The organism is Actinoplanes sp. NPDC048988, assembly GCF_043197815.1.
GTDB lineage: Bacteria > Actinomycetota > Actinomycetes > Mycobacteriales > Micromonosporaceae > Actinoplanes.
The window spans coordinates 220,370-240,895 of the sequence record NZ_JBICTW010000005.1 but is presented as its reverse complement, the minus strand read 5'-3'; the positions used below and the strand labels follow the sequence as shown (position 1 = coordinate 240,895).

The following is a 20,526-nucleotide window of genomic DNA, read 5'->3' as shown; positions in this document are numbered from 1 at the left end:
CCGGCGCCGAGTGGCGCTCTATGACACCGTCGGCGCGACCGGGAAGCATGCGGTCTCTGGTGCGGCTCATCTAGGGCGGCGGTACTCCGCGACGACGAGGTCGGTCAGTTCCTCCAATGAGGTGTCGGTGGCTCGTTTGTCGAAAGTTATGCGGCCGTGCTGGAGGAGGTTGACGCGGTCGCAGACGTCGAGGACCTGGGCGTAGTTGTGGGCGATGATGATGACCGAGACGGTGCCTCGGCGTTTCAGGTCGCGGATCAGGTCGAGGATGAGGGCGCCCTCCTTCGCGCCCATCGCGGCCAGGGGCTCGTCCAGCAGCAGGACCTTGGCGTCCGAATACACCGAGCGGGCCACCGCTATCGCCTGGCGCTGGCCGCCCGAGAGCTTGGCCACCTCGACGGTGACGTCGGGGATGTTGACGCCCATGTCCTTCAGGTGTTCGGAGGCTCGGCGGCGCATGGTGCGGTTGCTCAGCAACGGCCAGCGGACGAGTTCCCGGTTGAGGAACATGTTGTGGTAGACGGACAGCTCGTTGATCAAGGCCAGGTCCTGGTACACCGTGTCGATGCCCAGGGAGCGGGCGTGATCCACCGAGCGGAGCACCACGGGAGTGCCGTCGACGACGATGTCGCCGGCGTCGGGGCGGTGGTACCCGCAGAGGATTTTGATCAGGGTGGATTTGCCGGCGCCGTTGTCGCCGATCAGGCCCAGGACCTCGCCCTTGTCCACGTGCAGGGTGACGTCGCGCAGGGCGGTCAGGGCGCCGAAGCGCTTGGCGATGCCGGTTACTTCCAGGGCTGTCGTGGTCATGTTCTCCCCGCTCGCCGCAGCCGGGACAGGTACTGGTTGGCGATCATCGAGGCCAGGATGGCCAGGCCGAGGATCAGGTAGATCGTGTTGGCGCTGTAGCCGATCAGGTTGAAGCCGTTCTGGAGTTCGGCCAGCACCAGTGCGCCCAGGAACGCGCCGGCGACCGTGCCCGAGCCGCCGGCCAGGGCCGTGCCGCCGATCACCGCGGCCGAGATCGCGTAGAAGGTGAGCGTGGTGCCGCCGCCGATGTTGGGGTCGATCGTGTTGATCCGGGCCGCCTCCATGATGCCGACGAGGCCGCCCAGCGCGCTTGTGATCATGAAGTTGCCGATCTTGATGCGGGAGGCGCGGATGCCGGCCTCGGTGGCGCCGACCGGGTTGCCGCCGACCGAGATCGTGTGCAGGCCCCACCGCGTCCGGGTCAGCACCACGTGGAAGATCGCCACGATGATCAGGGCCCAGATGATCGACGCCCAGGGTCCCGCGCCCAGCCAGGTCTGCAAGCGGCCCTTCATCGCGGCGGGGATCGCCACCGGGTACGCGTGGGAGGTGATCAGAAGCAGGCCCTGCACCGCGAAGAACGTCCCCAGCGTCACCACGAACGAGGCCACGTGCAGCTTCGTGACGATCAGGCCGTTGATCAGGCCGATGACCGCCGAGACGGCCAGCGCGATCAGGAACGCGAGCAACGCCGGCACGTGGTAGAAGTCGATCGCGAAGTGCAGCAGGAACGGGGCGAACGCCGCCACGATGCCCACCGACAGGTCGATCTCGCCGCTGACCAGCAGCAGGACGATGCCCACGGCGACGATCGCGGTGGGCGCCGTGGCCTGGGCGATGTTGATGATGTTGTCCTTGGTCAGGAAGACGTCGCTGACCGCCCGGAAGTAGACCATCAACCCCAGGGCGACCAGCAGCACGCTCGCCTCGCGGCGGCGCAGGAACGCGTCGGCGAATCTAGCCATGCGCGATCGGCCCCGACCGGGGCACGAGGACCTTGTCGGTCGTCGATCCCTCGTACCTCGATTTGGTCGTCTGATAGGGACCGACGTTGTCTTTCGTGACGAACAGCAGGCCGGTGTTCGTCTCGCTCGGCGACATCAAACCGCCCGAGATCTTGTAGAAGTAGAGATACAGGACCGGCAAGAACCCTTGCAGGTACGGCTGCTGGTCGATCGTGTAATCGAGGCTGCCCTCGGCGATGCCGGTCAGCGTCTCCGGAATCAGGTCGAAACCGCCGGCGACCTTCAGGCTCTTCGACCGCATGTTGTACTTCTTCGCCACCTGCCCGACCGCCGACGTGGAACCCGCGTCCACGGCGAGCATGCCGCTCAGATCGGCGTGCCCCACGGCGTACGCGTCAATGATCGAAAGGCCTTTGGTGACGTCGGCGTTGGTCGCCACCGAGGTGAAGGTGATCGCCTTGCCCGAGTCCTTGAAGGCCTGTTGGCAGCCGTCGATGCGCGGCTGGATGTTGAGCGCGCCGGGTGTGGCGATGAACGCGACCACGTCGCCCGAGGTGACCGTCTGCAGCGCCCGCTGGCCCAGGGCATAGCCCGATTCGTAAAGGCCTTGGCCGATGTACGCGAGACGATTCGTGCCCGGTTCGCCCCGCGCCCCGTCGGCGTTGTAGGACACCACCGGAATGCCGGCGCCGAGCGCCTGATCGACGGGCGCCCGGAACGCGTCCTTGTCGACCACGGCTATCGCCAGGCCGTCGACCTTGGCGCTGACCGCGGTGTTGGTCGCGTTCACCATCTCGGCCACGATCGAGTTCTGCGAGCCGGTCCACTGCGGTTTCTCCAGCCCGAGCAGGGTGGCCGCGTCCTCCATTCCGTACTGCGTCGGAGTGAAGAAGGGGTTGGTGGTCACGTGATTGACGAAGGTGAACTTCCATTTCGGGGTCTCGGGGAAGTTGCCGATGGCGCCGGAGGCCGCGGCCTTGTCGTCGCTGCACGCGCTGAGTAGGGCGCCGGCGGCGAGCGACGCGCCGAACAGCCCGGAGCCTTTCAGCAGCCGGCGACGCGTCGTGGCGGGGAGATCCAGGGTCTCGACGGCCTTCTCGACCTTCGGGTGAATGGTGGACATGTCAGCCTCCATGCCCGTGCCCGATCCCTCGGGCACGGGCGGATCGGGTGCTACCGGGAAGTGCCGAACTGGTAGATCGTGGTCGACTTCAGGACCTGGCCGGGGCGCAGGACGGTCGACGGGAAGTTCGCGTGGTTGGGTGAGTCCGGGAAGTGCTGCGTCTCCAGCGCGAGGCCGTCACCCTGGCGGTACGACCGTCCGCTCGTCCCGTAGAGCGTGCCGTCCAGGAAATTGCCGCCGTAGAACTGGATGCCCGGCTCGGTGGTGGCGATCGTCAGCGTGCGGCCGCTCGCGGCGTCGCTGACCTTGGCCGCCGTCTCCAGCTTGCGGTACGAGGTGTCGCGCCGGTCGAGGACCCAGTTGTGGTCGTATCCGCGCCCGTACACGATCTGCTGGAAGTCGCCGCGGTTGCGCGCGCCGATCAGGGTCGGCCGGCGGAAGTCCATCGGCGTGCCGGCGACCCTGGCCAGCGTGCCGGTGGGGATCAGGGTCGCGTCGACCGGCGTGTAGCGCGACGCGTTGAGCTGGAGCTTGTGGTCGTCGATGGTGCCGGTGCCCTCGCCCCCGAGGTTCCAGTACGCGTGGTTGGTCAGGTTCACGACCGTGGCCTTGTCCGTGGTCGCGTGGTAGTCGATCCGGATGCCCCTGTCACGGGTGATCGTGTACGTGACGGTGGTGCGCAGGGTCCCCGGGTAGTTCTCCTCGCCGTTCGGGCTGACGTAGGTCAGGCGCAGTCCGACGGTGTCGCCGCCCTTGACGGGGGTCGCGCTCCAGACACGCTTGTCGAAGCCGACGTTGCCGCCGTGCAGGCTGTTCGGATCGTTGTTGATCGCGAGCTGGTACGTCGTGCCGTCCAGGGTGAACTTGCCCTTGGCGATCCGGTTGCCGTAACGGCCGATCAGAGCGCCGAAGTACGCGGGGTTCTTCGAGGTCACGTACTCGTCAAGCGTCTTGAATCCCAGCGTGACGTTGGTCAGCTTGCCGTGGCGGTCCGGTGTCTCCACGGTCTGCAGGATTCCGCCGTACGTGAGAATGCGTACCCGGAAAGCTCCGTTCGTCAGCGTGTACCGGTCGACGGCTTGACCGCCGACGCTGCCGAACGCCTCCTTGCTGATGGTGGGCTTGCCGCCCGCCTGCGACGACGATGCCCCGGCCAAGCCGAGGCCCGCGCCCAGGAGCATCACGGCCCCGGCGCGGACGAGCATTTTGACGGTGGCTGTCATTGGTGCCTCGTTCCTTCGGGCGTGACGCCACGCCGCCACGGGCGTGGCGGTGCGAAGCCTTTGCCGATGCCGAGGACGGCCGGCCATCGGCCCAGACGGGGCCGGCTCGGGGCCCGAGCGCGGTCCGGATACGAGTACGCTGCGGACCGTAAGCAGGTTGAGAGATCGACACCAATCGTCCGATCGGCCGAATAGTTAACGTGAACATGGATCGTTTGACGGGGGCGGCCCTTCTCGGAGGGGTGCGGCAACGGGCGTGGTCGCTGTTGATCACGGCCGCCTTTCTCGTGCTCGGCGCCGCGGGGGCGGCCGGGCCCTTCTTCGCGGAAGCGTCCGACAACGCCGCCTTCCAGGTCGGGCGCGACGCGGTGTCACCCACGGCCCGGCAGACCGACGCCGCGGTGGTGCGCCTCTCCGCGCCGGTGGGCCGGGCCAGCAACGATCATCAGCAGGTGCTGGACGACCTGCGCCGGATCCCGCACCTGACCGAGCCCGACCTGACCGGTGGGTCGATCGGGGCCGAGCTCAAGGCGCCGAGCTTCTGGGGCTCGACGGCGTCGTTCGGCGGTGCTTCCGAGCGCGGGCGCCTTTTCGCCGTCACCTCGCCGGCCTCCGAATTGGACGGCGAGGCGCACGGGCGGGGAGGGCTGTGGATCCCGCAGCCCATGGCGACGTCACTGCGGGTGAAGCCGGGCGACACGATCACCATTACGGTCACCGTGGGTACCTCAGGGCGGTCACGCAGCGCCAAGGCCCGGGTCGACGGCGTGTACGCGGTCGACGCGGGCGGGCGGCTGCCGGCCGGATCGTCGTGGGCGCTGCGCCGCGGCGACACCCCGCCCGACACCGAGTACGAGACCCTGCCGGCGTATCTGCTGATCGGCGACGTGCCCACCATCGAGAAGCTGGCGCTCGAGGTCGACGACGAGATCTTCTGGGCGGCCGAGGCGGCCCTGGCCCCCGGGGTGACCCTGGCCGAGGCCCAGAGCACCGCCAACGAGGTGGAGGACCTGCGCCGGGGCTACGCGAGCGGCCTCGAATTCGGGCCGGACAGCCCGCGCAGCATGCGGTTCGCCAGCGGCATCACCCAGATCGTGACGGACGCCCGGGCCACGTCGGGCGCCGTCGAACAGCGCACCCGGCCGGTCGAGTGGGCGGCGATCGCCGTCGGCCTGGCCTCGGTGCTGGCGGTGGCCCTGCTCAGCGCCCGCCGCCGCGACCGCGAGATCCGCCACGCGGTGGCGGTCGGCATCGCACCGGCCCGCGTCGGTGGCCTGTGGCTCCTCGAACACCTGCTGCCGGCGGCGCTCGGGGTGGCGCTGGGCTGGCTGACGGCCTGGCAGCTGGTGGCCCGCCTCGGCCCACCCGGGCGCCTGGCCGAGTCGTTCGCGCCGGCCGCGGCCGGCTCCTCGGTGGCGGTCCTGGCCGGGGTCCTGGCCGTCGCGGGGGTGGGCGCGGCCTCGGCGGCCCGACGCGTCCGGCCGGCGCCGCCGGTCGCCGTACGCCGCAAGCTGCCGTGGACGACGATGCTGGTGCTCGTCGCCCTCACCGCCGCCGCCGGCCTGGCCGGCGCGGGCGACGCCACCGGCGGGGTGGACCTTCTCGTGCCCATGCTGGTGCTGGTCGCCATCGGGGCCCTCGCCGCCTGGCTGCCCGGCCTCCTCGCCGGCCGCGCCCGCCTGCGGCTGTCCCGCGGTTCGTCCGCACCCGGCCGGGTGCCTGTCTTCCCCGGCGGCGGCCCCGCTTCGCCGGCTTCCCCTGACCTGGGCGCCCCCGTTTCGCCGGCTTCCCCAGGCTCGGGCGGCTCCGTTTCGCCGGCTTCTCCGGCCGGCGGTGCTTCCCGGGGGCGCGGGTTGCCCGGGTCGCCGGGTCGCGGGGTGCTGTGGCTGGCCCGGCGCCGGCTGGGGGAGGCCGGCGCCGAACGCCGGCTGGCCGTCCTGGTGATGACCGCGGGTCTCGGCATGCTTCTGTTCGCCCTCTCCGCCATCGAGTCGACGCAGGTCGCGGCGGACGACCGGGTCGCCGTGGCGGCCGGCGCCGAACTGGTGGCCACCATCGAGGGCTCGTGGGAGATCGACCCCACGGCGACCCCGATCCCGCGGGAGGATCCCAACAAGCCGGTATGGGACGGCCCGGTCCCGGGCGTGCACTCGCCGTCCCTGCCCCCGGGCTCCACCGTCGTCTGGCGCACCGACGTCGAAACGCCGCTCGACTCCACCCAGAAGGACCTGCTCATCATCGACCCGGCCCGCTTCCGCGAGGTGGCCCTGTGGGGGAGCGGGCCCGACCTGGCGAAGGCCCGCGCCGCCCTGGCCACCCTCGAACGGGCGCCGGCCGACGCGAGCGGCCACCCACGGGCGATCGCCGTCGGCGACCCGGAGACCAACCAGATCGACTCGGTACGGATCAACGTCGGTTACGCCGTGTCCGACCTGACGATCGCGGCCCGGGTGCCGGCCTTCCCGGGCATGGAGGGCCGTCCCATGTACGTCGTCGCCCACGACCCGCTGCTCGGCGAGCTCGGCATCGACGACCCCCGCCTGAAACCCCGCAACCAGCAGCCCAACCCGCTGTTCGCCCAGACCTACCTGTACGCCACCGACATGTCCGCCATCCAGGCCGTGACCGCCCCGGTGCAGGCGCAACCCTCACGCATCGACAGCGCGGCCACCCTTCGCAAGGACGCCGCGTACGTCGCCACCTCGCGAGCCCGCGGCTATCAACTCGCGGTAGCCGGTTACCTGGCGTTGCTGGCCGTGCTGACGCTCTGCATCTACGCCCAGCGCACGGCCACGCTGCGTCGACCCGCCGACCTCATGCTGGCCCGCGTCGGCCTCGGCGCCGCCCGCGTACGCCGGGCCCGGGCGATCGAGTTCCTGCTGCTGACGGTCGTCGCGCTGGCCGCCGCCGTGGCCGGGGTGGCCGGGCTCGCCACCGTGGGCCCCCGCCTGCTCGACGATCAGCCCGGCCTGCTGCCACGCTTCGCCTTCGAGATGCCCGTCCCGGCCCTGCTGATCACCGCCCTGGCGGCCGTCGCCGCGGCGGTTCTCGCCATCTGGGTGAGCAGCGCCCGCTCACAACACGCGGAGGAGGACGCCTACCGTGACGACTGACCTGCCCCCGCCCCCCATTCCCGGCACCGGCTCCGGCCCAGGCCGCTCCGGGCCGCGCGGCTCAGCGTCGGGCGGCTCCGCGCGAGGTGGTGCGGTTCCGCTGGGTGGGGTCTCGACGCTGGACGGGTCGCTGCTCGAGGGGCGTGAGCTGCTCCAGCTGTACGCCGCGCCGACCGGGGCGACTCAAGCGTTGCGGGGCGTCGACGTGACGATCGCCGGTGGGCGGATCAGTGCCATCACCGGGCCTTCGGGTAGCGGCAAGTCGACCCTGCTGGCCGTGCTCGCCCTGCGGGAGCGGCCGGCCGGGGGTGAACTGCGGCATCGCGGCCGTCTCGTCGCCGGGCTCTCGCGCCGCGATCTGCACCGGCTGCGGCGGCGGGAGATCGGGTGGGTCGCGCAGCGGCCCACGCACAGCCTCTTCCCGCAACTGGACGCCCGCTCCCAGATCGCTCAGATGGCGCAACTGCGCGGGGTCACGGTCGACGTCGACGCGGCCCTCGCCGAGGTCTCCCTCGGCGACCGGGCCGGCGCCCGGCCGGCCATCCTGTCCGGTGGGGAACAGCAGCGCCTCGCCGTGGCCGCGGCCGCTGTCGGGCCGCCCGCGCTGCTGGTCGCCGACGAGCCGACCGCGGAACTCGACGACGAGTCGGCCGCCCTCGTCCTGCGCCTGCTGCGTGCCCGCGCCGACCAGGGCAGCGCCGTCGTCCTCGCCACCCACGACGCCCGGGCCGTCGCCGCCGCCGACACTGTGCTGCGCCTGCGCCACGGGGTTCTCTCCGGCGAGCAGAGCGCCGGCGAGGACCACACCGCCACCATCGACGGCCTCGGCCGTATCCAGCTCCCCGAGGAGGCGCTCCCGTTGTTCCCCGAGGGAAGGGTCGTCGTCACCCTGGTCGACGGTCACGTGGAGCTCCACCCCCGTACGGGAGCCTGATCGTGGCCTTGATCGAAGTGCACGGGGTGAGCCACACCCGCGGCGGCACGCGCGTGCTCGACGGCGTCGACCTGTCGCTGGACGCGGCGACCACCGCCGTCCTGGCCGGCCGGTCGGGTTCCGGCAAGTCCACGCTGTGCCACCTGATCGCCGGCGTGATGACCCCGACCTCCGGCCGTGTGCTCGTCGACGGCCGGCCCGCCCACCCGTCACCCGACTGGGCCACCGTGTCGCTGCTCCCGCAGCGGCTCGCCCTCGAGCCGACCCTGACCGTCGCCGAGAACGTCTTCCTCCCGGCCGGCCTCCGAGGCTCGGCCGCCGGCCCGGCCCACCTCGACCGTCTGGGCCTGACCGCGATCGCCGACCGTCCCGCCCGCGACACCTCCCTGGGCGAGCAGCAACGTACCGCCCTGGCCCGCGCCCTGGTCCTCGACCCGGCCGTGGCCGTCCTCGACGAGCCCACCGCCCACCAGGACGACGAGCACGTCCAGCTGGTCCTGGACGCCCTGGCCGCGTCCACCGCCACCGGCACCCTGGTTCTGGTGGCCACCCACGACCAGCGCGTCATCGACATCGCCGGCCGGGTCGTCCGCCTCGCCTCGGGCCGCGTCGTCTCGGAATGAGGGCCGAATGAGGGCCAACTGACCAGTCGAATCGCTCATGGCGGCCGGCGGCGCCGCGGCCACCGTTGTCGTCATGGAACGATTCGATGTCGTAGTGGTCGGTGGCGGCACCGCCGGTTCGGTGGTGGCGTCCCGCCTGTCGGAGGATCCGGCGTGTTCGGTGCTGCTGATCGAGGCCGGCACCGGGAACCCGCGAGACGCCGTACAGGATCCGAACATCTGGCCGAGGCTCCGGGGCACCGGCCTCGACTGGCGGTTCACCACCGTCCCGCAGGAGGGGCTGCACGGCCTGCGGCTGCCGTATCCGCGCGGGAAGGCGCTCGGCGGCTCCAGCGCGATCAACGCGATGATGCACATCCGCGGCGTGCCCGAGAACTACGACGCCTGGCCGGCGGGCTGGCGGTACGCCGATCTGCTGCCCTACTTCGACGGCCTGGTGCGGCCCGCCCCGCTGCCGCCGGACAACCCGTTCTTCGCCACCCTGGTCGACGCGCTGAACGACGACGGCCGCTACACGGCGATCCATCATGACCTCGCGATCGTGGACGGCAAACGGCAGAGCGCGGCCGACGCGTACCTCACGCCCGAGGTTCTGGCCCGCCCCAACCTGACCGTGCGGGCCGACACCCTCGTCCTCCGCTTGATCATCGAGAACGGCGCCTGCCGCGGGGTCGAGCTCGCCGGCGGCGTCGCCGTCCGCGCCGAGCGCGAGGTGATCCTCAGCGCCGGCGCGATCGGCTCACCCCACCTGCTGCTGCTCTCCGGTGTGGGCCCGGCCGACGAGTTGCGGGCGGCCGGCGTCCCGGTCGAGGCCGACCTGCCCGCGGTCGGCCGCGGCCTTCAGGATCACGCGATGACCGGGCTGAACTACGCGTACGGCCCGAACCCGCCCGCCGCCGGCTACCGCCCACCGGAGATCACCGCCCTGCTCCGTTCCTCGACCGCCGCCGGCGGCCCGGACGTCCAGCTCACCGCCATGTCCGTCCCGTATCAGCCCGCCGGCCTGCCGGTGGTGGCCCCCGGTTCCCTGGTCGCCGTCTCGGTGGTCCTGCCCTACAGCACCGGTCGCGTCACCCTGGCCGGCGCCGACCCCGGCCTGGCGCCCCGGATCGACCCCGGCCTGCTCACCGACGTGCGTGACGTCAGCAAACTGGTGGAGGGCCTGCAAACAGCTCGCCAGGTGATGACTGATCCCCGGCTGACCGCCTGGCGCGGTCCCGAGACCCTGCCCGGTCCCTGGGTCGACACCCCCGACGGGCTCGCGTCCTTCGTCCGTCACGCCACCGGCACGTACTGGCACCCGTACGGCTCACTGCGCATGAACGCCGCCGTCGACCTCGACCTGCGCGTGCGCGGCGTGACCGGCCTGCGCGTCGTGGACGCCTCGGTGTTCCCGGGCGGCGTCTCAGCCAACCCGAACGCCACGGTGCTGGCCGTGGCCGAACGCGCCGCCGATCTCATCCGAACCGCTGCCAGTTCTTCATGACCCAGGCCCGGCAGCGGCCGGCCCACCTCCGGGCTGACGATCGCGTTGCCGCCGCGCCGGACCAGCAGCGCCCCGGCCACCGCCGCCTCGGCGATCGTGGCCGCCGGAGGTGAGCGCCTCCGCGGCCACGGCCGCCACATCCGCCGGGTCCGCGATTTCCTGGGCGCCGTCCCCGAACAAGTTCGAGATCGGCCGCCCCGCTCTGGCCAAGGCTGCCTCCGGCGCCCGGGTGAGCGAGCGCTACCTGCCTACTCTCTTCGCCTGGGACGTCGGCCTGTCGCCCGCATCGGCCGCGTCCGGTGTGTGTCCTCGCGCTGGCCGGCCGCGACAGCTGGGCCGCGGTCGCCACCAGGACCGGCTCCTTCGACCAGCCCCACATGATCGCCGATTTCCGTACCGTCGTGGGCGTTTCGCCGGCCGCCTGCCCGCACCGGCCCCGTGCCGTGGCCTCAGCTCGTGGCGAAGCGCAGAAGCGCGCCCGTCATGGCCTCGACGAAGCGGTCGCGCGTGGCCGGACCCACCCGGTCCAGGGAGAGGAAAGGATTGAGGTCTTCCAACTCAACGAGCAGCAGACCGCCGTCGCGGGTGCGGCAGGCGTCCACGCGCTGAATGCCGTGCTCGACGGCGTTCCAGTCGATGAAGCGCCGCGCGAAGGCTAGGTCGGCCTCGTCGGCGTCATACGGTTCGAGTTCCCAGCGCTGGTCCGGCCGGGGCGCGTACAGGGCGTACTGGAAGTCGTGGCCGACGAAGTAGAACGACACCTCGTACGTGAAGTCGATGTGGGGCTGCACCAGCAGATCCGTGTAGTCGAGTCCGTCCAGCGCGGACCGTTCGACGACGGTCAGCCCGGCCGAGTCCGCCCCGAACTTCGGCTTGGCCACGTATCGATCCGTCTGCGGCAGCCGGCCCACGTCCGCGAACCGGTCGACCGTGGGAATCACCGGATACCCGGCCGCGAACAGATCGAGCAGATACTGCTTGCCGGCCATGTCCCCCTTACCGGTCAACTCGGTGAAGACCCGCACGCCCGCCTCGGCCGCGGCCGCGCGGAACGCCTCGTACTCGGCCTGGTAGTTCAGGACCGGCCCGCTGTTGCGGACCACCACCACGTCGAAGTCGCCCATCAGCGCCCGGGCGTCCAGGGGATGGCACACCGCCAGGTCGAAGTGGCCGCGCAGCCGTGACGTCAGGAAGATGTCCTCGTCGCAGTAGCGGCGCCCGCGGGCCTCATAGCCCAGATCGCTGACGTACAGGACACGGGGCCGCCCGGAGATCACGGCCTCATCCTCGCACGGCCGCTCCGAGCGCCTGGATCAACACGGTCGCGATGACCGCCTGGCCGGTGGTGGCGAAGTGGATCCGGTCCTGGCTGAGCAGGTCGGGCCGGTCGTTCAGCGGATGGTCCCAGCAGTCGCCGACGGCCGCGCCGTGCTCCGCCGCCAGCTCCCGCGTGAGGTCGTTGAGGCGGGCGACCCGGTCGCTGAAGTCGGGGAAGCCCGGGATGACGAAGGCCCGGCCGAGGGTGAAGACGCTCAACTGGGCGCCTGTGGCGCTCGCCCAGGCGTACATCAATCGAAGGTCCTTCTCGATCCGGCCCCAGTCGGGGGTGCGCCGCATGATGTCGTTGGCGCCGCTGTTGAGATGCAGAAGGTCGGGACCGAAGTCCTCGACGCGCTGGGCCTGCTCGCGCATCGCCTGCGCGGTCGTCGCGCCCACCCGCGCCGTGTTGAGGTACGCGAGTCCGGGCCGCACCCGCCGCAGCACCCGCTCGACGCGGGCCGGCCAGCCCAGGTCGTCGTACCCCGGGGTGGCGTCGCCGACGCCGAGGGAGAGGCTGTCGCCGAAGACGGCGAACCGCCGCCAGGGCGCGCCGGCGAGCAGTTCCGCGCCCTCGGCGGGCGAGAGGACATCGGGATCGGTCGCTTCGACGGTTGTCATCATGAGTCCTGACTTCTCGAGTGGCGGATTCGCAGGGCGGTCGCGGCGCTGGCCAGCGCCACCGCGCCGACGGCGATCGTGCTGTTCCGGAAGGCGATCTGCTCGCCCAGGACGGCCACGGCTCCCGCGACACCCAGGGCGTAGCCCGCTTGGCGGGCGGTGTTGACGACCGCGCTGCCCGTGGCCGCCGCGGCGGGGGCGAGGTCGGCGGTCGCGGTGGCGATGAGAGTGGGCATGGCGATCCCGATCCCCACGCCCATGACGATCCAGCCGGGAAGGATGTCGGTGGCGTAGTGCTCGGCGCCCTGGGCGGCCGTCAGCAGGGCGCCCACCCCGAAAACGGCGAGCCCGGCGGACACGACGAACCGGGCCGGCACGTCGGCGGCCCAGCGCTGGGTGAGACTCGCGAACAGCGGCACGGCCACCGGGCCGGGAGCGAGCGCCAGCCCGGCGCGCAGCGGCCCGTAGCCGGCGGTGATCTCGAGCCACAGCGACACGCTCAGGAAGACAGCGCTGAAGGCGCCGGTGAAGAGCAGAATCGTCAGGTTGGCGGCGGTGAAGCTGGGCACCTTCCACAGCTGGGGCGGCACGACGGGCGCCGGGTGGGTCCGGACCCGATGGATCAACACCATTGAGGCCAGTACGGCGGTCACGCCCGTCAGCAGAATCGCGGGCGAGCCCCACCCCCAGTCGCCGGCGTTGACCAGACCCAGCGACACGGCGCCGACCGCGACCGCGACGGCCAGCGAGCCCACCGGATCGGGGATCCGCCCGCTCTTCACCGGCGCGCCGCCGGGGAGCAGGCGCAGGGCGTACCCGAAGGCGATCACTCCAATGGGGAGGTTGAGCAGGAAGGCCCACCGCCACGAGGTCTGCGCGAGCAGGCCCCCGACGACCGGCCCGAGCGCGCCCGCGAAGGCCGAGCTGGTGGCCCACAGCTTCACCGCGCCGGCCCGGCGCGGCCCCGGCAGGACGCTGAGGATCAGCCCCAGGCTGGCCGGGGTCAGCACCGCCGCGCCGACCGCCTGAACGGCCCGGAAGGCGACCAGAAAACCCAGGCTGGGCGCGATCGCGCAACCGAGGCTGGCCACCGTGAAGACGCCCAGCCCGGCCAGGAAGCCCGCCTTCCGGCCGTACCGGTCGGCCAGGCGGCCGGCCGGGATGAGGCAGGCGGCATAGACCACGATGTACGCGTTGAGGACCCAGCTGAGCCCCGGCAGGGAGGCCTGGGGGTAGCTGGCGCCGATCGAAGCGAACGCCACGTTGACGATGAACAGGTCGAGCATCGTCATGAACGCGGCGGTGCACAGCAGACCTGTGGCCCGGGAGGCCGCCCCGGGCGCCACCTCATCGGCGGCCGCGGTGGTGGTCATGGTCGCCTCCCAGTCAGTCGGCAAATCAAACTGACTCGCATCCTCGCAGGACTCAGTTTGAAATCACAACCCACTGGGAGCAGAATTCGAGAATGCCGACAGCGCCCGCCGACAAGACCCCCCGCGACTGCACGATCGCCGACGCCCTCGAGGTCGTCGGCGACCGTTGGAGCCTGCTCGTGGTGCGCGAGCTCTTCTACGCGGAGCGCCGCTTCACCGAGATCGCCCGCAACACCGGCGCCCCCCGAGACGTCCTGACCACCCGCCTGCGCAAGCTGGTGAACCACGGCGTGATAGCCCGGAAGCAGTACAGCGAACACCCACCCCGCTACGAGTACCGCCTCACGGACGCCGGGCGAGCCCTGGCCCCCGTCCTGCTGACCTTGAAGCGCTGGGGCCACGAACACGTCCGCAACGGCCCCGACCCGGTCCTGTTCGACCACACTTGCGGCCACGAGTTCATAGCCGAGGTCCACTGCACGGCCTGCGGCGACCCTCTGGACCGGGGTCAGCTGAACCTGCGCCCGCGTCCACAGTAGCGTCGGCTACGTGACTGTGAGGCGATCGCAACTGGCCATGACGGCCGCCGCGACGGCACTGATCGTTGACAGTCTGCTGCCCTGGTACACCATTCGATGGTCATCGACGACATACGGCACCGGGCAGACGATCGAGCACTCGAGCACCGCGTCGGCCTGGACCGCATCGACCGGCTGGTCGCTCGGGGTCGTTCTCGCCCTGGTCGCGGCGGCCGGATGGCTGCTCTGGCCACGCCGGCTGTCACGCCGCGCCCGGGACATCAGTGCGGCCGTCCTGGCGGCAGCCGCCACGCTCACCACGGCCGGCACGTGGCTGACCGTCGCGCTGCGGTCATACGGCCCCGACGCGACCCTTGCGATCACGCCCTCTACGACGAACCAGCCGAGACTTGGCGTCATAGTCCGGGATGCGCTGAACTCCGGAACGGTCAGCTGGGGTTGCTATATCGGCGTACTTCTCATGGCGGCGATCGTCTGGTGTGCGCTCGCCGCCACCCATCTCGACCCGTGGCGCCGGTCGGCTTCTTAGAAGTGCGTCGTGACGAATGATTGCGGCCGAAAACTGACCTGATCGATCCGTAGCGTGAATTTCGGGCCGGGCACCGCGCTCGGAACATCGAAGAGGATCGGATCGTTGATGACAATTCTGGTAACCGGTGCCACCGGAGCGGTCGGGCGTAGTTTGATCGGTGCTCTGGCGAGCTTCGGGGAGCAGGTACGCGCGGTGAGTCGTCAACCGAAGGAGGCAGAGCTACCGGAAGGCGTCGAGGTCGTCGGTGCTGACCTGACCGCATCCTCGTCGTTGACCGCGGATCTGTTCGACGGGGTGGACCGGATGTTCGTCTTTCCGATCGATCACGGCGTCGACGATCTCGTCGCCGCCGCGGTCGCCGGTGGAGTCGGCCGATTCGTGGTGTTGTCGTCGCTCGCCGCCGCCGGCGAGTTTCCACGGGACATCGGCTCGGCCAGCCACACCCACCACGTGGCGGTTGAGCGGGCGGTGACGGCCCGAACCGACGCCTGGACCATCCTGCGGCCGGGAACGTTCGCCAACAACCTGCTTTCGTGGGCCTGGCCGATCAAGGCCGGGATGCCGATCCGTGCGCCGTTCATCCACTCCGCACAGGCGCCGATTCATGAGGCGGACATCGCGGATGCTGCTGCCGCCGCGCTGTTGCGTGACGGGCACCATGGCCAGATCTACCCGTTGACCGGCCCGCAGTCGCTCACCCGGATCGACCAGGTTGCCGCGATAGGTGCTGGCATCGGACGCGACATCCGGCTCGTAGAGATCAGCCCGGACGAGTTTCGTGCGGACGTCGCCCCGTTCATTTCCGAGGACATCGTCGCCATGCTGCTCGACTACTGGTCGGACACGGTGGCCGAGCCCGACCGGGTCCGGAGCGGCGTGCGCGACCTCACCGGGCGGCCCGGCCGCACCCTCGAAGAGTGGGCCCGCGACCATCGCGCCGCCTTCGGCGCCGCCTGACCGCATCGCCGTGAGCACCACTCGGACCGGTGCGTCCGGGTGGTGCTCAGGTCATTCGTCAAGCAGCCGCCTCAAAAAGTCGGATCTGGGGCTAACGGAAGAACGCGAGCAGGCGCTGCGTCATCTCGGCGGGATGTTCCTCGTAGATCCAATGGCCGGAGTTCGCGATCGTCACGGCGGTGACGCGGGTGGCGTAGCTCGGGACCTGCTTGGCGAGGAAGTCCTTGAGGCTGTGGTCGGCGCCGACGTCGAGCACCGGCATCCCACTGCTCCTCGCGGCCGTTCACCGTCCGCTCGGGAATGCCGTTGGACAGCAGGAAGAACCCGAACTGCCAGGGGCCGGGGCCGTCCGTCGACAGCGCCGGGAATGAGTAGATGCTTTCGTCCGGAATCGGGGCTTCACTGAGCACCAGCCGTTTGACCTCTGCCGGATGGGTGGCGGCGTACGCGTAGGCGACCATGGTGCCGATGTCGTGCCCGACCAGCCGGATGTCCCTGTTCAGCCCTTGCGAGACGAGCAGGCCATGGATTTTGGCGGCCATCGTCTTCTTGTCGTAGCCGCCGGCGGGGGCGTCGCTCTCACCGGCGCCGGGAAGGTCGGGCGCGACGACGGTGTAGCGGGCGGCGAGGGCGGGCATGAACTCGTGCCACTCGAACCAGATGAGCAGCAGCGGGCCGCGGGACTCGTTGGCGGTGGCGACCTCGGCCGGCGAATGCGGGTTGAAGTTGGCGGCGGCCGCCTCGAAGAGCGGCTTTCCGGGTGCGGGGATCGACTTGGTCGGGTTGCCCAGGACCGGGAGACCCGACCGCGGCGCCGACAGCGGAAGTGGCAGCACTACCTCGATCTGGGCGGCGTCGAGCAGCTTCTGGGCGATCAGCCCACCGAACGAGTGCCCGATCAGGATCGGCTCGACGGTGGCGGCGTCACCGGGCCGGCCCGGCGCGGTCGCCGGATAGCCGCGCTCCTCGAACAGATCGATCCACGGCTGCCACGACGACGCGTGCAGCCACAAGCCGTGAATGAAGACAACGGGAACTCGGTCGTCGGCGAAACGCGGTCACTTGACCCAGTCGGTGACGGGCTTCGTCGAGTAGCTTTGATTGGCCAGCCAGCCGAGATGAGCGTTTTGTGACGTGGACCGGACCAGCCATAGCGTGGTCGTCTGCGTCACGGAGAATTTCGGCTTACCGGTCGGGTACAGCACGGTGGTGGTGGAGCCGGACACACGTAGTGGAGATTTGGCCGTCCCGCTTCCGGCCGACTCGACCTTCCATTTCGTGACGCTGGGACCGGCGCAGTTCTCCTTCGGGAACGTGAGCCCGGACTTTCGTACGTCCAAGAAGATGCCGTACTTCTTGCTTATCGCCTCGTCCACGGTGTTCGGAGTGAACAGCGAGTACATCGCGGCGGTCCCGTTGTCGGTACCTGACAGCCAGGAACAGTTGCCCTGGTCCAGGCTGACGAACATGTCGGCGAATTGGATCGCCTTGTCGAACACCGGCCGCCTGTAGCCGGAGATCGCCTTGGTGCTGGCCGCATCGTCGACCACGGTCCCGTTCCAGTTGGAGCTGGTCAGGATGCCTTTCCCCGCGGTGCCGGCGGATACCGCGGCGCGGGGAGAGGCAGCAGCGGCCGACGGGCTCCCCGATGCCGACGGCGCCGCCGACGAGCCGGCGGCGGCCCCGCTCGAGCCGGTGCTGCCGCAGCCGGACATCAAAGCGACGACGGCAACAACAGACAGCACGGGCGCGGTGGCGCTCTTGCGGGGAAGACTGCTCACGATGGTTCCTTGTCGAGTCACACGAAGAACGGCGCACCCAGCGGTACGGCAGCTGGGCCAGCCGCATCATCGGCAGCCCATGACGCCGGACGAGGCTTTTTCGCATTCGACCTGGCGGTTCGAGAGCTAGGTGGGCGCCGCCTCGGTGCTGATGATGGACATGCGGCGGCCCAGGTTGAGGGCGGCCAGGTCGCGCAGGGGGCGTAGCGGGTTCTCCAGGGCGTCGACGTGGCGGCGCCAGATGACGTAGAACGTCACGGTGCCCGTGGCCAGCGCGAGGACGACGGCGAGGGACCACATCCAGCCGAACCAGCCGCCGAGGGTGGCGCCGGCCAGCACCCCGAGACCGCAGATCGAGACGAGCGCCCAGATGGCCACCACCGCCTCGGGCAGCAGGCCCTCCTCCAGCGCGTTCAGCCAGCGGCCGAGGGCCGGCGAGTAGATGCCGACCGAGTCGGAGAACGTCGTGAGCAGCAGCAGGAGGGGCACCGAGACCATTACGGCCAGCAGGGTCCAGGTCAGCCAGTCGGGGCCCAGCGGCCAGAAGCCGAACAGGGTGCCGAGCAGCCGGCCGATGCCGAGCCCGGCCACGGCCAGGGCCAGCGGCGCGGCGCAGGCCACGAGCAGCACCAGGGCCAGGGTGGGTCGCCGGGGCTCGCTGTTCACCGTCGACCAGTGTTGAGGTGAGGCGCGCGGGTCGCGGCGGCAGAACACCCGGCGGACGGCCTCGACCCGCGAGGTGTCGTCGAGCATCCCGATGATGGCGCGGCGCCGGCCGCTCACGCCGTGCGTGGCCAGCACCTCGGCGCAGATCGCGCGGGTGGTGGGGGCGTCCGGGGCCGCTCTCTCCAGGACCCGGTCGACGTCCTCCCAGGTCGGGTACGTGATGTTCGGCGACACGTCGCGGATGAGGTTCTTCAGCAGGCGGGGCGGGGCGTACGGCGAGGCCTTCGCCTGTTCCGCCCCGCGGACGACGCCCAGCGGGATGGCCAGCCGAGCGTCGATGTGGGCGATGCCGGGCGGATGGTCCGGGCTGCGGTCCAGCAGGAAACCCATCCGTCCGATGATTTTGGGAAGGTGACCGGCGTCCGGGCCGCGGAACGGCGCGGATATCCAGTCCGCCGAGGCGCCGGTGAGGCCGGGGGCCGGATCGTGCAGGCGCAGATGGGCCTCGATGTCCTCCTGCTGCAGGAGCTCGGCCAGCCGCCAGGCGGCGCGGATCGCCTCGGGGTCGTCGGACCAGAGGGACTCGGCCAGGGCCTGCGCGGCGGCGGGGGTGCCCACGAACGCCAGGTCGTCGACGGCCGGCAGGACGCCGTGGGCGATCTGGGTGCGCAGGGCCGGGATCGCCTGCTCGCCCATCGAGCGCAGCGCCTGCCGGGCGTGTTCGTCGCCGGTGGCGGCCATGGTGGCCAGGATCTCGACCGCCTGCGGCAGGCGGGTCTTGGCCAGGGCCGTGGTGGCGACCTGCCGCATCGGCTGACCGCGCTGGCTGCGCTTGACCAGCTCGGTGAAGACGTACTTGCCGCGCGGGCGGGTGTCCGAGGCGACCGTGCTCAGCGCGTTCACCACCGCGCCCTGGCGGTCGCCGGGCTCGGTCAGCCGTCGCAGGAAGTGGGCGATGATGCTGGTGGCGAGCTGGTTGTCGACGCGTTTGGCCTCGGCCAGGCATTCCAGGGCCAGGATCCGGTCGTGGTCGGCGCCGGTGTCGAAGATGGTGCGTACGACCTCGGTGCACTCCCGGCTCGAGCCGCCGCACCACAGTTTCACCGTCTCGCGCCATCCGGCCGGGTCGGCGAAATACCTCTCCAGCAGCGTGTCCGGGCGCGCCGCCAATTCCATGGCGGCGAGATATTCCTGGAGCGTGAGGTGCGGAAAGGCGTACCGGGAATTGCTGCGGTCGAGCGTCACCAGCAGGTGGCTGCGCTCGTCGATCTCCTGGACGAGCGGCCGGGCGTGCTCGGCGTCGAGGTTGAGGTCGGGCAGCATGCCGTTGACGATGGTCATCAGGCCGGCCCGGTCGATCGAGAGGCGGTCGGGGCGGCCGGGCGGCGCCTCCTGGAGCGCGAGCGCCACCCGCTGGAGCACGGCCAGTTTGTCCTGCCAGTCGTACTGCGAGATGCGCCGGTCGCGGGACATCACGATGTCCCGGCGGAGCAGATGGTCGACCGCCATCTCGTAGAAGGCCACCCGCGAGGTGGGCAGGGTGCGCCCGTCGCGGGCCAGCACCACCCCGTACAGATAAGCGATCATGGTCAGCAGCAGGGGGCTGGCCGCGAGGCGCATCAGCTGCTGGTTGTGTTGCAGGTCGAGAAAGAGCTTGTCCGCCTGCTCCTCGGTGAGGCCGGGCCAGTTGCTGAGGAAGCGGCGGACGTTCGCGTCGTCGAAGTCGGCGACGTAGACCCGCTCGGGGAACTGTGGCTCCAGCTGCCCGAAGTACGCGGCGGTACGGCAGGTGACGACGACCTGGCAGCGCGGATAGTTCTGGGCGAAGTCGCGCAACATCCGGGTGACCCGGTCCTGGTCGTCCCGGCCGACCTCGTCGAGCCCGTCGAGCAGGACGGCGAGCTCGCCCGCGCGCAGCGCCTCCTCGACGAAGGCCGGGCCCTTGCGGACGTCGTTGCGGGCGAGTTCCTGCTCGATCAGCTCCGGCAGCGGGGCCTCGTCGCCGTTGCACCGGTGCAGGTCGACCATCACCGGCAGGCGCATCCCGGACGAGGACTCGTCGATCGCCCAGATCAGCATCGAGTGCTTGAGCAGCATCGACTTGCCGGCGCCGGGCAGGCCGAGCACGACCACGCGGGGTTGCTGCCGAAGCCAGTTGTAGACGTCGGAGCGCTCGCCACCACTCTCGTACTGCAGGGGGACGTAGACCTTGAGGATCTCCACGGTGCTGCTGCCGGGGGCCTGGTCACTGACCAGCCCGAGCCGGTGCCGGGCGAAATTGGCCCGCACCGCGCGGCGGTAGGCGCGCAGGGCCCGGGCGCTGAGGAGGCGGCTGGCCGAGATGCGCCGGACGAACAACGCGGAGAACTTGGTGCCCATCTCCTGGAGAAAGCGCCCGAAGAATTGCTTGGCGGCCCACAGAATAACGGCCAGAACGGCAACGAGGATCAATCCGTACGATAT

At 70.7% G+C, this 20,526-nt stretch carries 17 protein-coding genes; 7 read left to right on the top strand and 10 right to left on the bottom strand.

Annotated features, from left to right (window positions below):
• Window positions 1-66: 66 nt before the first annotated feature.
• From ACGFJ7_RS19070 to ACGFJ7_RS19055, 4 genes are read right to left on the bottom strand one after another with little or no spacing between them, the layout of a single operon-like run.
• Window positions 67-810 carry an ATP-binding cassette domain-containing protein gene (locus ACGFJ7_RS19070; protein WP_360250697.1) on the bottom strand — a complete coding sequence of 248 codons (744 nt, stop codon included), beginning with the start codon at window positions 808-810 and terminating at the stop codon, window positions 67-69.
• Window positions 807-1,775 (bottom strand): ABC transporter permease, encoded by a 969-nt coding sequence (locus ACGFJ7_RS19065; protein ID WP_360250694.1) that lies wholly within the window; start codon window positions 1,773-1,775, stop codon window positions 807-809. Before ACGFJ7_RS19065 ends, ACGFJ7_RS19070 begins: the two co-directional genes overlap by 4 nt.
• Complete coding sequence (locus ACGFJ7_RS19060) at window positions 1,768-2,898, bottom strand: substrate-binding domain-containing protein (RefSeq protein WP_392642866.1); 1,131 nt, start codon at window positions 2,896-2,898, stop codon at window positions 1,768-1,770. The genes ACGFJ7_RS19065 and ACGFJ7_RS19060 overlap by 8 nt, the downstream gene beginning before the upstream one ends.
• A gap of 50 nt (window positions 2,899-2,948) precedes the next feature.
• A complete protein-coding gene (locus ACGFJ7_RS19055) occupies window positions 2,949-4,121 on the bottom strand; it encodes an aldose epimerase family protein (RefSeq protein WP_360250688.1) in 1,173 nt (390 codons plus the stop codon).
• Window positions 4,122-4,327: 206 nt separating this feature from the next.
• Here ACGFJ7_RS19055 and ACGFJ7_RS19050 point away from each other — a divergent pair, with 206 nt between their 5' ends.
• The 4 genes from ACGFJ7_RS19050 (at window position 4,328) to ACGFJ7_RS19035 (ending at window position 10,277) form a co-directional block, all read left to right on the top strand.
• Complete coding sequence (locus ACGFJ7_RS19050; RefSeq protein ID WP_360250685.1) at window positions 4,328-7,234, top strand: hypothetical protein; 2,907 nt, start codon at window positions 4,328-4,330, stop codon at window positions 7,232-7,234.
• A complete protein-coding gene (locus tag ACGFJ7_RS19045; RefSeq protein WP_392642865.1) occupies window positions 7,224-8,168 on the top strand; it encodes an ATP-binding cassette domain-containing protein in 945 nt (314 codons plus the stop codon). The genes ACGFJ7_RS19050 and ACGFJ7_RS19045 overlap by 11 nt, the downstream gene beginning before the upstream one ends.
• Before the next feature lie 2 nt (window positions 8,169-8,170).
• Window positions 8,171-8,791, top strand: a complete 621-nt coding sequence (locus ACGFJ7_RS19040) for an ATP-binding cassette domain-containing protein (RefSeq protein WP_360250679.1) — start codon at window positions 8,171-8,173, stop codon at window positions 8,789-8,791.
• A gap of 73 nt (window positions 8,792-8,864) precedes the next feature.
• On the top strand, window positions 8,865-10,277 hold the full coding sequence (locus ACGFJ7_RS19035) for a GMC oxidoreductase (protein ID WP_360250676.1): 1,413 nt from the start codon (window positions 8,865-8,867) through the stop codon (window positions 10,275-10,277).
• A 449-nt stretch (window positions 10,278-10,726) separates the two neighbouring features.
• On the opposite strand, the gene ACGFJ7_RS19030 is transcribed toward ACGFJ7_RS19035, so the two are convergent.
• The 3 genes from ACGFJ7_RS19030 to ACGFJ7_RS19020 are packed head-to-tail and all read right to left on the bottom strand — an operon-like array spanning window position 10,727 to window position 13,588.
• A complete protein-coding gene (locus tag ACGFJ7_RS19030; RefSeq protein WP_360250673.1) occupies window positions 10,727-11,554 on the bottom strand; it encodes a hypothetical protein in 828 nt (275 codons plus the stop codon).
• Window positions 11,555-11,558: 4 nt separating this feature from the next.
• Complete coding sequence (locus ACGFJ7_RS19025) at window positions 11,559-12,215, bottom strand: SGNH/GDSL hydrolase family protein (RefSeq protein WP_360250670.1); 657 nt, start codon at window positions 12,213-12,215, stop codon at window positions 11,559-11,561.
• Window positions 12,215-13,588 carry an MFS transporter gene (locus tag ACGFJ7_RS19020; RefSeq protein ID WP_392642864.1) on the bottom strand — a complete coding sequence of 458 codons (1,374 nt, stop codon included), beginning with the start codon at window positions 13,586-13,588 and terminating at the stop codon, window positions 12,215-12,217. Before ACGFJ7_RS19020 ends, ACGFJ7_RS19025 begins: the two co-directional genes overlap by 1 nt.
• Window positions 13,589-13,680: 92 nt before the next feature.
• Between ACGFJ7_RS19020 and ACGFJ7_RS19015 the strand changes: the two genes are divergently transcribed.
• From ACGFJ7_RS19015 to ACGFJ7_RS19005, 3 genes are all read left to right on the top strand, one after another.
• The gene (locus ACGFJ7_RS19015; RefSeq protein WP_392642863.1) at window positions 13,681-14,127 is read left to right on the top strand and encodes a winged helix-turn-helix transcriptional regulator; all 447 of its coding nucleotides are present in this window, start codon (window positions 13,681-13,683) and stop codon (window positions 14,125-14,127) included.
• Between the two features lie 10 nt (window positions 14,128-14,137).
• A complete protein-coding gene (locus ACGFJ7_RS19010; RefSeq protein WP_392642862.1) occupies window positions 14,138-14,656 on the top strand; it encodes a hypothetical protein in 519 nt (172 codons plus the stop codon).
• A gap of 108 nt (window positions 14,657-14,764) precedes the next feature.
• Window positions 14,765-15,616, top strand: a complete 852-nt coding sequence (locus ACGFJ7_RS19005) for an NAD(P)H-binding protein (protein WP_392643174.1) — start codon at window positions 14,765-14,767, stop codon at window positions 15,614-15,616.
• 71 nt (window positions 15,617-15,687) lie between these two features.
• Here the strand turns inward: ACGFJ7_RS19005 and ACGFJ7_RS19000 are convergent, their stop codons facing one another.
• From ACGFJ7_RS19000 to ACGFJ7_RS18990, 3 genes are all read right to left on the bottom strand, one after another.
• Window positions 15,688-16,629 carry an alpha/beta fold hydrolase gene (locus ACGFJ7_RS19000; RefSeq protein ID WP_392642860.1) on the bottom strand — a complete coding sequence of 314 codons (942 nt, stop codon included), beginning with the start codon at window positions 16,627-16,629 and terminating at the stop codon, window positions 15,688-15,690.
• Between the two features lie 45 nt (window positions 16,630-16,674).
• Window positions 16,675-17,397 (bottom strand): hypothetical protein, encoded by a 723-nt coding sequence (locus ACGFJ7_RS18995; RefSeq protein ID WP_392642859.1) that lies wholly within the window; start codon window positions 17,395-17,397, stop codon window positions 16,675-16,677.
• Window positions 17,398-17,523: 126 nt separating this feature from the next.
• Window positions 17,524-20,514: an NACHT domain-containing protein gene (locus ACGFJ7_RS18990; RefSeq protein ID WP_392642857.1), complete on the bottom strand. Its 2,991-nt coding sequence runs from the start codon at window positions 20,512-20,514 to the stop codon at window positions 17,524-17,526.
• Window positions 20,515-20,526: the final 12 nt, after the last annotated feature.